Source organism: Psychrobacter luti (assembly GCF_014192115.1).
Lineage (GTDB): Bacteria > Pseudomonadota > Gammaproteobacteria > Pseudomonadales > Moraxellaceae > Psychrobacter > Psychrobacter luti.
The window spans coordinates 791585-805572 of record NZ_JACHXL010000001.1 but is presented as its reverse complement, the minus strand read 5'-3'; the positions used below and the strand labels follow the sequence as shown (position 1 = coordinate 805572).

The window sequence follows — 13988 nt, the reverse complement described above, 5'->3', positions numbered from 1 at the left end:
AGGAGCGCCTCATATGACTAATTCTAGTCAATCGACAACGACACTGCAATCTATCATTTTAAAACGCATCGAGCAAAAAGCACTATCCCATCATGAAATACTGACGCTAATGGGGTATCATAATCATCCTAAAACGACAGACAAAGCCATTAATCGCTTGCAAACAGTTCTATCCAGTCCTGCGTTGGGACTGACTAATACAACCTATGATTTTAAGTATGCTGCCTCAGAATTTGTTGAAAAGTTATGTACGGTTTTGGAGATTAATAAAACGGTATACCAACAACTTTTAACAGAGCTAGAGCGCCATGCCAGTCATTTATTAAATGCCATCACACCGATTGTTTATGCTGATATCACATTTAATGAACACTTTAGGCCGTCATTCAATTCGTATATGGCGGTTGATAGATTTAAACGCATCTCATTGGATGATGACGTCAGGTTATTGCCGCGTCAAAAGCAGCTAGACATCATTAATGATTGCATAATTGCACACTATAAGGCGATGCGGGGTAAGATTCCATTCGCTGGGGTGATTAAAGGATATAGGATAGTATTCAATAATGGCCGCGACGATGAAGCACGACTTTATATTGCACATCACCAGCTATAAAAGAAATGTTATAAAAGTACATTTATACAAGACCATTGATAATTAAGATATAAGGCATATTGCAATGCAAGAAACACAGAACCCTATGGAACAAACGCAAAGCGCGGTAGAACACAGACCGGTATTCATGCCTAGAGTCAATAGTGACAATTTGGTCAAGACGGACATGGTGAGGTTTGAGCGGCATGTGGGGTTTGCCAGTCGCCAAAAGAAAAAATCTATCAATGATATGCATCAAGTCATTCGCAAAAAATATGGCTTTAGTCATGTCTTAGAGCTATCGAGTAAGTCTGGCAATAAGTTGAGTTTTCCGCTCAGTCCATTGAGCTTAAAACTTACCAATGAGTATGATGGTCAAGCATATAGTGTCGAAAATGCCTTTCAAAGCAGCATGATTTTTGAGGATGGTGGTCCCTATACTGACTTGCTGACAGTACCACCAAGACAAGCCAAAAAAGACGAGCGCTTAATAACATCAGGTGAGCTGATTGGCTATGATTATTTTGGCATGGAATGGAGTGTAGAGCCATTGACTACATTTTATGACTGGCTCTATGTGAATGCCCTGAAGCAAAATACTCATCTGCATGAGGAAGTCATGCAATATCAAGCTTTTACCGATCGTGAATTTAATCCTAAAAGATCTATCCATTGTGCGGCTTATGCGCTGGCGATGTTTGTCGCGCTCAATAAACGTGGGTTACTTGATAATGTTGAAGATCCAACGGTATTTTTTAACTTATATCATGAGTTTAAAGTGAGTAACACCGAGCACCTTTTGGAAGACGGTTGGGTCTAAATAATTTGTAAAGAAAAATTTTTATACATCATCAATTAGCTTTAAATCACGTAGAAAGATTTCTACTGTTTATTTAGCATAGCTCACTAAAAACCAGACTAGAAAAAAAGCACCGAACCTTAATGGGTTTGGTGCTTTTTTGTGGTTCAATCTTTATCTTTAGTTTAGAGCAGACATTTATAGTAGCTCTTTACGCAGCTGAGCTGGAGACTTAGGAGATAATAAACTAGGTGCGACGTCGAGTACAGTTTTGGCACCAGATTCGCCTGCCAAGTTCATTTTATAGGCAGCGCGGGCATAGGCCACGAGCACGCTAGAGGTAAAATCAGGGTTACTACCGAGCTTTAATGAAAACTCCAACACTTGGTTATTTTGCTCATTATCCATGCCGCTCACGCCACTGCGAATGACAAAACCGCCGTGAGGCATCTTTTGATGTTCACGCTCAAACGTTGGTTGGTCGATAAAGTGCACTTTGGTATCGTAGTCGGCAAAGTAATCCGGCATGGTCACGATGGTATTGCGTACGGCATCGCTATCTGCGCCATCTGCTAATACAATATAGCATTCGCGGGTGTGCTTCTCTCGGGTGCTCAGCGTTGGCTGCTCGCCATTTCGTACCCGTGCCATAGCAGATTCTGACGGAAGGGTGTATTGTACGCCTGACTTAACGCCATCTACTCGGCGTACGGCATCTGAGTGTCCTTGGCTTAAGCCTTTGCCCCAAAAGGTATAGGTTTCGCCAACCGGTAAAATGGCTTCGCCGTATAAGCGGTTGATAGAGAATAAACCAGGATCCCAACCGACGGACAACATGGCTACTTTGTTAGCTTGCTTAGCAGGTATATCAAGTGCTGCAAAGTACTCAGGAATCTTAGCGTGAGTATCAAAACTGTCAACGATATTAAATAAACCAGCCAACGCTGGACCTTGCTCAGGCAAATCAGACTTAGAGCCGCCACATAATATCAGCACGTCTATGTCGTCTTTATATTGGGCAATATCGTCCATGGCGTACACGGGTACGCTTTGGTCAATGAGGGTAATGGAGGCAGGATCTCGGCGACTGAATACGCAGACTAATTGCATGTCTGGACTTTGTTTGATGGCGGCTTGGGCGCCGCGGCCGAGGTTACCGTAACCGGCGATGGCGACTCTAATTATTGGGGTCATTATGATTAGCCTTACGTTGATGTAGCAGACAGTCACTTACTGCTGTTGTGATAAGTATCAAGTAGCACATGCTATCTAATTAGTATTTGTTATGCAATAAGGGTTTGCAGTAAGCTGAACGGTAATACGTTGATGGTTTACACAAATGGTATCTATTTTAGAGGATAACTATAACAAGTGATAGGGTGCTGTTATACTAAATTTGAACTGTGATTTAGATGCTCATAAAGATGCATGGAGCAGGGCTAAATCTTCTAGTTAAATTAAATCAAAATCTCTTTCTGAACTGACATTGAATAACCTTTATTACTATAACTTAAACGAAGTAATGGTCACGGTTATGAGACTACTTGTAACTTTAAACAATGAGAGATAGGTTTTTGTCCATCTCTCCTGAAACGTGAACTGAATTTCCTATATAATGCGAGCTATCTCGTTATTGATAATCCATTCATTTTAGGTCTTTTTCTTAGTAAAAAGGGCTTTTTATTAGGTAAAAACGGTGCTTTATGTTTAACGCTTCTTCGACTCGTTTAAATAAATACATTAGCGAAAGCGGTATTTGCTCCAGGCGAGACGCTGACCGCTTTATTGAACAAGGTAATGTGTACGTCAATGGCAAGCGTGCCCAAGTAGGTGCGCAAGTAGTTGCTGGAGATGTCGTAAAAGTTAACGGCCAGCTTATTGAGCCACGAGAAGCAGATGATTTCGTTTTTATTGCGTTGAATAAACCAGTAGGCATTGTGAGCACCACGGAAAGCTCTGAGAAAAACAATATTGTTGATTTTGTGAGACATAGCGTACGTATTTTTCCGATTGGGCGTTTGGATAAAGATTCCCAAGGTTTAATCTTTTTAACGAGCAATGGCGATTTGGTTAATAAGGTATTGCGTGCTGGTAATAACCATGAGAAAGATTATGTGGTGACGGTAAATAAGCCGATAACAGATAGTTTCATTGAGGGTTTAGCCGGTGGCGTGCCTATTTTGGGCAGGATGACCAAAAAATGTCCGGTCACTAAGGTGTCACCTAACGTGTTTAATATCACGTTAGTGCAAGGTTTGAATCGTCAAATTCGTCGTATGTGTGAGCATTTTAGCTATGAAGTTGTAAAGCTTGAGCGCACACGTATTATGAATGTGAGTCTTAAGGGTCTTCCCGTTGGAGACTGGCGAGATTTAACCCCAAAAGAGTTATCGGTTTTACTTAAATCTATAGAAGACTCTTCTTCGGAAGACAGTACTGCTGCTAAGAAACCTCGTAAGTCGCCACGAAAAAAACCTTGTACTGATACTTCGTCAAAGTCGAAAGAATCTTCAAAACCAGCGGGCACAGCAAAGGGAAATGCTAAACATCCCAAAGATGGTGCTAGAAAACCAGCGGGTTCTAAAGGCAAAGATAGGCGTCCTTTTGGTGATAGCAAGAAGCCCAGTGGTAAGGGCAAACCTGCTGCAAATGGCAAGCGCCCTGCGAAAGGTCGAGGTTCTTCGCGCTCTTCAAAACGATAGAGTTATGGGTAGTGGAAGCGCCACTCAAAAGGCACCGATTCTCATCTAAAGAGTATAGCAGTATTATATTCGGCGGCCTAAATGATTTATCTGCATTAAAGGCGTTATATCAGTGGGTCTTTAGCGATCGAAAATTGCATCTTGTTGATTTAGAAAAACAGACTGAACATCATAAGAAGTTAGATACTGATAAAATTCTGCTCGTGATCCCTTTAGAGATCAGAGATGACAAATATGGTTGCAGAGTTGATGGCAACGATGATTCATTGACTCGCTATGTTCCTGATGACCTAAGTCTTATGTTTCTATACGCTTTAGGTGATACTGGTATAAATAAGCGTGAAATACAGCAGTTTGAGACGATTATCAAAGGATTGAACAATAAGTTTGAACTTACTTGCCGAGATCCAAAAAAAATTCATTTATCACATCTTATCAAATACGCTAATTTTCATTGGCGGCAGTGGCCTGGTAGTGCTATCGATGGCGCTGGCAGTCTAGTCATGCAAGGACAACTTAAAAGTACGTCACTACCTACTGAGCAACTACTTAGTTATAACCAAGAAATTATTCAAAGTACCCAGCCAGCTATTACTTGGCAAAAGCTGTTTATTCAAAGCACATCATCGAACGATACCTCTAAGCCTAGTAAAAGCTATCCCGCTTTTAGCAAGAATATCATTCAGCTCATTCAAGAGGGACTGAAAGGGACTAAATCATCTGCCAAAGATACTATTAACAACATAAAAGATGAGTTTACTCAGCCCAACGCCATACGTCTGCTAGGTTGGGTATTATTTTTACTAGAAGGCAATCAAACCAACCTAAACTCAGTCAGTAAATATGTAGGTTGTATTGGACGTGAATGGCTTATGTTGACCATGGATGAAGAATTAGAGGAATGGGGTACCAATGATTATGAAGAAATATATGAGCAAATTATCTTAAGTAAAGTCAAAGATGCTCGTAAAAAAGATGTTTTGCAGAAAGACCCGATCGATGATAGAGATGATATTGGGCTTGATGATGACAATATCAAGAATAGTGGGGGTGACAATTTAGAGGAACCAATATCTGATTTAACGCAGGTGCTAGACGAAAATAAAGAGTCAAAGAATGAGAGTCAACAATCCACTAGCTTAGATGAGCTTAAAGACACCCAGTCTTACACTTACGGACGGATACGCGCTTTTCACCGATACCAGATGCAGTATTTCGAAGCTCCTGATGTAGTTTTTGCATGGGGAGAAAACAAACAGGTCGTCAAAGCGAGCATGGTCTCACCTCGGGTGTATAAGCCTATGCATGAAACGCTACAAGCATCTGAATTAAACAAGAGTCAAACGCTTTTATGCCAGACGATATTAATTTTAGCGTATCGTACTGGCATGCGCATTAATGAGCTTGCAGGTATAAAACTCAAGAATGTAAAAGCCCTTTTGGATATTAGTATTGTACTGACGCCAAACCCTTATCTACGTCTTAAAAGTAGCAGTGCTAAAAGAAGAGTATTATTGGCGGCGCTTTTAAAGGAAGATGAGTTAAAAATAGTTACGTTGTTTATTGCTCAGCAACAAAGAATGGGTGCGTCCTATTTATTTTCACAAGGGGCTAGTAGGCAGCCACTCCCAACGTATTTTTTTAGCAATTTGATGAGAATACTATGGGATAGAGTACTTGGACAAGATAATCATAATTATACTTTTCATAGCCTTAGGCATACGGCAATCAGTCAATTAGCGCTAGCTATTAACGGTTCGGCATTAGCAGAGGTGCTGACCGACTATACCTTGGATGAATGCCAGAACATCGCTGATAGCTTGGCAGGTTATCATCAAAATCAAGGTGCTTGGTTTGGATTAGCAAGTTTCGTAGGTCATCTCACTTGTGACACTACCTTTGAGCATTATATCCATACCGCACATTTATTAGCAGGATGGCAGCTGAGGAAAGCTAAAATCGAAATACCTTTTACTGTGCTGAAAATTATAACTGGTATAGATTACCAAACCGTCAATTATCACGATAAAACGGCTTATAACAAATCTACTAAGACAGTAGTGTTAAAGAAATTAAGACCTTATTTTGCAAAAAAGCTAAAAGCACATCACACTCCTTTATTTACAGCACCTGATATGAGTTCTCAACTTATCCAGCATAATAATGAAGGTGAGGGAATATATCGCTCTATTTTTATTGATGCAAGATATGATGCTGTTATAAGCTTTATAAGAGAGGTAGACAACCTTAAACCTGAGCTGCGTGAAAAAGAGTTGGAAAATATAGCGATAAGACACGGTATTCATTTACTCAATGCACGCGAGCTATACAAAAATGCGAGTAACCTAAATAATAACGACAAGCTCATCACTCAAGTCAAAGGTCAAAATGCTCAAGCAATCATTACCACGGCATTGGATAACGCTTATAACATGTCCGTACAGAAACCTGATCAATTACGAGAGTTTGTCAGTATTTATAAGCAAAAGCACATTACCTCTAGATCTTACTTAAAATTTGGTATTAAAAAATCTCAACATGAGCTATTGGCTGAATTTTTGAAGATAGGCTGTGAAATTATTGCTCCTCAGCATTGGCAACTGACTTCTAGTAGTATAAAGGAGGTTAGAGACTTCAAGAAGAAGCATAAACTCAATAGTGCCATTAGGGTAGAAGCCAACCAAAACTGTATAGGCTTTGAAGTTAGGATTGTCAGAAAAATGAAATCCAAATCTGAAAGACAAGCTAGTTATGAATCTTCCGGTGTCTTGAAGTTTTTGGGAGAGGTGTTAGTGATACAGCTTGACTGGAATAATGATTGAGGAGGTTGATGCAGACTGTCTTCTACTGTCAGGCTGCGTACCTATGAGCTGACGAATAGTTTAAGCACAGTCTTAGGTATATCCTAAAATGGAATGTCATCATCGATAGGGTAATCTGGCATCACAGTCGGTTTTGGTAGGTTAGTATGCTGAGCTATAGGTTTAACAACTTCTGGCTTTTGCGTATCAGCTCTGCTGTTATCACCAAGCATCTGCATGCTACTGGCGTGGATTTCGGTGATGTAGCGATCTAAGCCATTATCATCTTTCCATTTCCGCGTACGTAAACTACCTTCTATATATACCTTACTGCCTTTATTTAAGTACTCAGCTGCAACTTCGCCTAAGCGATTGAATAGCTTAATCCTGTGCCATTCTGTTGACTCTCTTGATTGTCCACTAGCATCTGTCCACTGATTTGAGGTAGCGACGGAGATATTAGTGACACGATTGCCATTAGCGAATTGATGAACTTCTGGTTCAGTACCCAAATGACCAATAACCATTACTTTGTTTACGCCTCTCATACATGTGTCCTCATTAAAAGTTGATGATATCAGCTAGTCTTAAAACAGTTGAATAGACGATATTTAGTGACTAATCCATGACATCATGGCCATACGCTGTGTTGAGGTGTGTTGGCTCCAGCATGCTTGCATGACACGGTACATCTCATAAGTCATATCCCAGCACTCATCATAGAGGTGGTCAGCAAACCCCATGGTTTGCTGCAGTAGGCGAAAGCCAGTTTGTGCATTGGCATATCTTGGGCAAGTAGCGAGTAAGAAGTTCTTGCCTGTACAAGAATTCATCTGCTTTGCTAGATTTGGGAGGGTTGCTTGCACCGTTTGAATATCTATCACATTAGATAATAGATGAAAGGTTTCGGTACATTCACTATTCAAGGAAATGAGTGCAGTATCAAGTGTGCGCTGCTGACAATGGATAGACACTTGCATGCCATAGACTTTTGCCAGTCGCTCAATTAAAAGCTTAGCAATGTCCAAACTGACTTTGGATGGTTCAATCAAGTGTATTTCAAGCGCGCTTTGTTGTGCAACGCCTTTTTTTGCCAGATAGTCCATAAACGCCAATGTCGCCACGCCTTGACCACAGCCATAATCCACCACGCGGGTATTTTCTTGTGGCTCACTGGTAACGTCGATCGTTTGAGACAATAGGTGCTGCATGCTTTGGTGATGCTGCCAGCCATAAGCGACAATATAAAATATGGCTTCTTTTTCCGAGATGAGCGCATTTGTCGCTCTATTAGTGCGACTAGAAAAATCACCATAGCTTAGATTCTGAGCATGGTTTTGATGAAAGTAGCTCACCATGTTCTTATAGTAATCAACGAAACCGTCATTCATAGACTCGCTAGCACTGTCAATCTGAAGCTGAAGTTGGTTCTTCATAGTCATTACTCTTATGGAGGTTGTTTGATGTGTTGAGTTGATTATCAGCTCTTTTGTACGACATCTCATAAAATGACAAGCTTGCGAACAATGCATAAATTGAGCACAACAAAAAAGCCGTCTATCAGTTCGCACTGGTAGACGGCTTTTTTGCAAGATTTTATAGGAAGTTAGGGTTTTCTGTTCAGACTGTTGTAGCTAGTTGGACAGAATTTACGAAAATGTAAATTCTCTTGCACTCGGACGAAACAGTGTTTCGTTACTTCCTCGTTCACCTTACGAATCAGGGAGTGTTTCAGACATTATCGAGCAAAAAGAAGAAGCTACTCAACAAGTCTTAATCCCTTACGAATCAGGGAGTGTTTCAGACCAATAAGTGTGACTACCTAGAGTCATTCAGTATGTCTTAATCCCTTACGAATCAGGGAGTGTTTCAGACATTGCGATGCACTTTATGGAGGCAGTATTTGTGGTCTTAATCCCTTACGAATCAGGGAGTGTTTCAGACAACCAATTTCAAGCTTGCCAGCAAGCTAGAGAAGTCTTAATCCCTTACGAATCAGGGAGTGTTTCAGACCTTTCCTATTGATGAGCATGTTGACCTAGTCGCAGTCTTAATCCCTTACGAATCAGGGAGTGTTTCAGACCAAGTACCCAGCAAGATTGAAAGTCGAACTAAAGTCTTAATCCCTTACGAATCAGGGAGTGTTTCAGACAACACCAGTAGCGGCTGCGCCTGGAACTTTAAAGTCTTAATCCCTTACGAATCAGGGAGTGTTTCAGACTCCTAAATTATTTACTAAGAAAAGCAAGTTAGGTCTTAATCCCTTACGAATCAGGGAGTGTTTCAGACAGAACAGCAGTTGATGAAAAACCCGCAAACTAGGTCTTAATCCCTTACGAATCAGGGAGTGTTTCAGACTGTACAACGATTTTTATTATCAATAAAATCAATAACTTACATTAATTCAATTAACCAACAAAAGTCAGCTTAAAAGTTGATGCTTTTTTGATCAATTTTTTACTAAAAATTGACTAAATAATAACCAATTATGCGTCTGAAATTTTAAATAATGACCAGTATCTTCGTCAGATAGCGTCTGAAACCATGCCTAATTGCTTAGGATGTGAGAGTTTTAAACTCACCGGTTAATCATAATGGATGTGCCAGATAAGTGCAAGATGATAAAGCGACGTTATCAGGGTGTCAGGCGTTCATTATTATAGTGTCATTTCTCTTATATCACTAAACAGCATAATATCATCATCACGTTTGCCGATGACAAACGATTTCTCAAGTGGCTCAACTTCATATATACGCAGATCATCCTCGTTAGGATGAATAACCCTCTGCATTGCAATTATAAAACTATCCATGCGTTTAGTCGTCATGCTGCCATAATAGAGAGAATACTGTAGCTGCAAGAACTGATTGCTAAGCAAGCGCTGTAAACTTTGTAGTCTATTCTTTTCGCTAATGTTGTAAGCAAGAATAAAATAGGTCTTTTTCATAGACAATCTAGTATATTTATAGATTAGTATTCCGGTTTGTAAAGAGTATAGTGTTATATCAGTGTTCATAAGCTTAGAGTAGTGGCGGTGGCGCTTCAGGGTGATGACTGACAAAAGACAATGATGGCTGTAGTAATATGGTTTCTGGATAACGCTGTAGTCGATTTTGTTAGAGCCACGCATGACTGAGTGCAGTTTTGCTCAAGACTGTACGTATCGCAGTAAAGGCTTTATAGAATCTACTGCGTCCAGACCTTAGTAGCTCACACAGATAGCCATTATCGTCGACCATACTAAAATCTGTTGAGTCTAAAATATTATGATGAAATAATTGCCAAACCCAAAAATCAATATTACTGCGTTGCAACTCTACAAAGTCACAGGCTAGAGATTTTCTCCAATAGCTTAGACTAGGTTATACTTATCAAAATATTAGCTAACCAGCACAATAAGAGTATTTTATAGAAAAAGTGTTTTCGAACGGATAATCTTAATTTTAGTGGTAACATAACAACTGTCGATAATCGTAATGACTGCTCAAGATTTATTTTAGTTGAAATGATTAAGCTATAAATTACTGTGTACTAAGAGGATATGTAAGCCTATTTTTTAATATTAAATAGATTTAGTAAGTATAAAAAATAAAGCTAGTGCTTGGTTTTTATATATTTTTTCTTTGTTGTTAACATAACTCAAAGGAGTTAAAAGTTTATAATTCGATTCATCTGCTCACAATTCTCTTAACAAATTTAAGGGAATTATGAGTAATTACTTAAAAATAACAGCAGTTGCACATAAATTAACTCTAAAATCATATATTAAGTAGTCATCATGGAACTCATAAATTACATTAATTCGCTTCATAATCTTAATGCTTCAGGTACAAACAGTCTTGCAGAATCTCAAGCTAATTCCTCTTACTTTAAAGATATATATCATCCTTTTCCTATTGTTGAGTCTTTAAAATCCATTATTTCTAAAGATCGTGATGCTATCATCATTCTCACCGGTCATGCAGGGGATGGCAAATCTACAATAGCATTCGAGTTGCTGAGAGAGTTAGGCAAAGAAGAGTATCCACAAGGCTATCAATTCAAAGAGCATGAATATCTCGAAAAAAATGAATTGAATGTAATCAAAGATATGAGTGAACTAAGTTTAGAGGATAGAAGAAGTTGGTTAAGCAAAGCATTTAACTCATCAGGAAATTGGTTGATTGTAAGTAATACAGGCCCTTTATTAACTTCAATAGCCAGTTCTTTGAGGAAGACTAACTGGACTTCTAGTTTTAAAGCTCATCAAATAGAATCTAAAATACTAGAGTTTCTTGATAAAGATATTGCTATTGAAGATATAAGTAATTTGAGATTAGATGACGTAAACTCAAAAGCATTTTATATTGTCAATATTGCTAAGTTAAATAATATAGAAGTAGCCTTGAATATTTTTAAAAATATTATCAACCATCCAGAGTGGGATCAAATTATACAAGAGTATCCCACTCATCCTATTAGTATCAATTATTGCACTATCAAAAATCACTATCAAGATGTTGAAGAAAGTATTCGCTTAACATACTTGTATTTATTAAATTATGAAAAGCGCATGACTCTGCGGCAGATGTTAGCGCATCTAAGTGTTTCTTTGACTGCCGGTATGAGCATATCAGATGATGAGATGCCATTTAAAAATAATGCTGAAACTCTATTGTTTAGCGATACTTTTTTCGGCTACATTGGCAATAGGATTTGGCATAAAGCAAAAGACTTGAAGGCCATAGATCTGGTTTCTCGAATTCATGCTGGCAAATATACAGGGATAGAAATTGAGAACTTTATTACAGATGAGAGCAACTTTGAGCTAGTCAAGGAGCCTTTAAAGTCTATTATTATAGAATATATCAATAACGACAAGAAAAGTGAGTCCCATTACGAGAAAGCGACCTTACGTAGAATTCTATTTATGTATGGCGTGAATGTGAATAAAAACACTAAGTCTCTATTTTTGGGTTCTACTAGCATATATAAATTCAATAATTGGCAAATAAATCCTGAGAGTTTTAATGATGAATCCCGAAGAGTTAAGAGACTATGTGAGAAGGCATTGAATTTGTTCTATTCAGGTTCAGATGATAAGGATAATATCAATATCACGCTAAAGCGTTCAGATTCTTCAGTATTTCAAATCGCTCAATTAATGGTTTGTAGTATTGCTAAAAACTCCTTTCGCATTGATTATGATAATCAAAAACAGCTGCCTTTTATACACTTAAAAAAATCAAAAGATTCAGAAAATGTTCGCTTAGACTTAAGCTTACCACTATTAGATTACATTGAAAATATTGTGATTGGAGATGTTACCGAATCATTAAATCCTATCTATAAGACTCAGTTAGAACGTTTTAAATTAAGCCTTATTGATTATGCTCAAGACGTTGATGATGATGCAATTACTTTGGTCCGAATGAAGTCTGATGAAAGTGTTAATAAATTAGAGATATATTTCGAGCAATCAGGTGATCACAAGATTATTAGAATGGAAGGGTAGTAATGACTGATATTAATGCGATTCAATTTCCTAGTGCTAGCTTTAAAGCTGACAGTAAAACCAATATTGCTATTCAAGTCTATGGTAGAAGATTCTTAGCTGACCAAACTCCTATAGAGTATTTATCAGAATTCCTTTTAGTCTTTCATTCTAAAAAGAGTGAAAAGAAGGTAACTACTGATGAACTCAAAATGAACCAAAGTGAAAACTCATTTAATGTTAGTGAAGATAGTAGATATTATTTTCCAAAGTCTAGACTTCCTCTTAAACTCTTTAGTTTTTTTAGTCAATCAAAGCTGGATACGCGTCACCCTATTCATCAACAATCTTTTTTAGACGCTTTAGATGAGTTAGGAGCTAAAACGCAGCGAGGTCTGTCTGATGCTGAAAAAAATAATTTGGTAAATACATTACAAAATTTGCTATATGGCTTTGTTGGTATTGCTAATAACCGAACGTGGTCTACTTATAGCTTTATGCCAATCACCCCTAGTTTTCTTGGGAGAGAAGTAACCTGGCCACATTCTTCTAAAGAATATGGAACTTGGTCAGATAGCGCTGAAGATTTCCAATTAGACCGTCATAATTTCATGGCTCGAGGTGGAGAGGCATTATTTTTACAAATAGCGTTTTTATTCACTAACGACATGGCTATTAAATCAACATTACAGAAAATTGAACAAAATGCTGCTTATCAACACTTAGAATTTAACTTACCAAATTTAAAGCATAAGCTTGAGAATGCGTTAATACAGCTATTAAAAGATGAAACTCATCAATTAGAAGAAATCTGCCACTTTGTAGAAAGCACCTTAAGTGAATACGATATTGAAGACAACGATAATCGTTCAGCTACTTTGGCAACTATTCCGAAGAGCTATATTATCGAAGGCTTTTTATTTGCTAATGAAATGCTCAATTTATTAAGCTCTAAAATAAGCAAGCTTGAAAAAATCGAGCTCTTGCAGCAGCTTTGTGTACTTCAAGTTTTACGCTCTATTATGGCTCGTTCTACCCAGATTGATCAAAATAATCACACAACTGAAAACTATCACGGAAATTATGCATGGATTGTATGCAATCCGAGCGCGACTACTAAAGACAATGTAAGGAAGCTGGCCGAATCTTCTTTTAGTAAGTCTGAAGAAATTGTTTATAGAGTGATGCGCTCAGTGGGCAAAGAGAAAAATCTAAAACCAAGCGATTATAGGCAAGTTGATAAACATAGCTCGGATGTATTTAGAAGGATGTCAAAAAATATAGGCTTAGTAATTCCACAGAAAGGTTCGGGACAACGTTTTGTATTAACAGCTAGTCTAATAAGATTGTTTGTATATTCTCTAATTGAAAGTGGCACACGTATTAAGCTTAATGATTTTTTGAGCAGAATTTATACCCATTTTGGTATTGCTATAGAAGGTCAACAGATTCAAGAAGCTATTGCCTGGCAATTAGAGCGTAATGATGACTCAGTACTTAATATAGATGTTAGCTGGGTAGAGGAAGGTCTGAAGCAGTCTGGATTGTTAATCGAGCTATCAGATGCTATTTCAATAGTTAATAACCCTTGAGGTTTATCCAGACCACTGATTACTC

General features: G+C 38.2%; 9 protein-coding genes, 2 pseudogenes and 1 CRISPR repeat array. Of the genes and pseudogenes, 6 read left to right on the top strand and 5 right to left on the bottom strand.

Annotation, left to right across the window (positions count from 1 at the left end; all coding sequences use genetic code 11):
- The first annotated feature begins 13 nt into the window (after window positions 1-13).
- Together FHS24_RS03160 and FHS24_RS03155 are read left to right on the top strand one after the other, a co-directional pair.
- On the top strand, window positions 14-616 hold the full coding sequence (locus tag FHS24_RS03160; protein WP_183618583.1) for a hypothetical protein: 603 nt from the start codon (window positions 14-16) through the stop codon (window positions 614-616).
- Window positions 617-701: 85 nt separating this feature from the next.
- Window positions 702-1415 (top strand): DarT1-associated NADAR antitoxin family protein, encoded by a 714-nt coding sequence (locus FHS24_RS03155; RefSeq protein ID WP_183619147.1) that lies wholly within the window; start codon window positions 702-704, stop codon window positions 1413-1415.
- Window positions 1416-1592: 177 nt separating this feature from the next.
- On the opposite strand, the gene FHS24_RS03150 is transcribed toward FHS24_RS03155, so the two are convergent.
- The gene (locus FHS24_RS03150) at window positions 1593-2588 is read right to left on the bottom strand and encodes a diaminopimelate dehydrogenase (RefSeq protein WP_183618581.1); all 996 of its coding nucleotides are present in this window, start codon (window positions 2586-2588) and stop codon (window positions 1593-1595) included.
- A gap of 509 nt (window positions 2589-3097) precedes the next feature.
- On the opposite strand from FHS24_RS03150, the gene rluF reads away from it, so the two are divergent.
- Window positions 3098-4096: a 23S rRNA pseudouridine(2604) synthase RluF gene (gene rluF / locus FHS24_RS03145; RefSeq protein WP_183618579.1), complete on the top strand. Its 999-nt coding sequence runs from the start codon at window positions 3098-3100 to the stop codon at window positions 4094-4096.
- A gap of 11 nt (window positions 4097-4107) precedes the next feature.
- Window positions 4108-6918: a tyrosine-type recombinase/integrase gene (locus FHS24_RS12550; RefSeq protein WP_183618577.1), complete on the top strand. Its 2811-nt coding sequence runs from the start codon at window positions 4108-4110 to the stop codon at window positions 6916-6918.
- 170 nt (window positions 6919-7088) lie between these two features.
- Here the strand turns inward: FHS24_RS12550 and ssb are convergent.
- The 4 genes and pseudogenes from ssb to FHS24_RS12605 form a co-directional block, all read right to left on the bottom strand.
- A pseudogene (gene ssb, locus FHS24_RS03135) lies at window positions 7089-7445 on the bottom strand (single-stranded DNA-binding protein); the annotation flags it as partial.
- A gap of 63 nt (window positions 7446-7508) precedes the next feature.
- Complete coding sequence (locus tag FHS24_RS03130) at window positions 7509-8333, bottom strand: methyltransferase domain-containing protein (protein WP_183618574.1); 825 nt, start codon at window positions 8331-8333, stop codon at window positions 7509-7511.
- Window positions 8334-8667: 334 nt separating this feature from the next.
- Window positions 8668-9255: direct repeats of the CRISPR family, unit length 36 nt; unit sequence GTCTTAATCCCTTACGAATCAGGGAGTGTTTCAGAC.
- 299 nt (window positions 9256-9554) lie between these two features.
- Window positions 9555-9845: a CRISPR-associated endonuclease Cas2 gene (cas2, locus tag FHS24_RS03125; protein WP_183618572.1), complete on the bottom strand. Its 291-nt coding sequence runs from the start codon at window positions 9843-9845 to the stop codon at window positions 9555-9557.
- Between the two features lie 169 nt (window positions 9846-10014).
- Window positions 10015-10236 (bottom strand): annotated as a pseudogene (locus FHS24_RS12605) (CRISPR-associated endonuclease Cas1); the annotation flags it as partial.
- Between the two features lie 440 nt (window positions 10237-10676).
- On the opposite strand from FHS24_RS12605, the gene FHS24_RS03115 reads away from it, so the two are divergent.
- The gene (locus tag FHS24_RS03115) at window positions 10677-12392 is read left to right on the top strand and encodes a hypothetical protein (protein ID WP_183618568.1); all 1716 of its coding nucleotides are present in this window, start codon (window positions 10677-10679) and stop codon (window positions 12390-12392) included.
- 2 nt (window positions 12393-12394) lie between these two features.
- Window positions 12395-13963 (top strand): hypothetical protein, encoded by a 1569-nt coding sequence (locus FHS24_RS03110; RefSeq protein ID WP_183618567.1) that lies wholly within the window; start codon window positions 12395-12397, stop codon window positions 13961-13963.
- Window positions 13964-13988: the final 25 nt, after the last annotated feature.

What these genes read in the sequence shown, in the direction of transcription:
- FHS24_RS03160 (WP_183618583.1), top strand. Translation starts at nt 14, where the DNA reads ATGACTAATTCTAGTCAATCGACAACGACACTGCAATCTATCATTTTA.
- FHS24_RS03155 (WP_183619147.1), top strand. Translation starts at nt 702, where the DNA reads ATGGAACAAACGCAAAGCGCGGTAGAACACAGACCGGTATTCATGCCT.
- FHS24_RS03150 (WP_183618581.1), bottom strand. Translation starts at nt 2,588, where the DNA reads ATGACCCCAATAATTAGAGTCGCCATCGCCGGTTACGGTAACCTCGGC.
- rluF (WP_183618579.1), top strand. Translation starts at nt 3,098, where the DNA reads ATGTTTAACGCTTCTTCGACTCGTTTAAATAAATACATTAGCGAAAGC.
- FHS24_RS03130 (WP_183618574.1), bottom strand. Translation starts at nt 8,333, where the DNA reads ATGAAGAACCAACTTCAGCTTCAGATTGACAGTGCTAGCGAGTCTATG.
- cas2 (WP_183618572.1), bottom strand. Translation starts at nt 9,845, where the DNA reads ATGAAAAAGACCTATTTTATTCTTGCTTACAACATTAGCGAAAAGAAT.
- FHS24_RS03115 (WP_183618568.1), top strand. Translation starts at nt 10,677, where the DNA reads ATGGAACTCATAAATTACATTAATTCGCTTCATAATCTTAATGCTTCA.
- FHS24_RS03110 (WP_183618567.1), top strand. Translation starts at nt 12,395, where the DNA reads ATGACTGATATTAATGCGATTCAATTTCCTAGTGCTAGCTTTAAAGCT.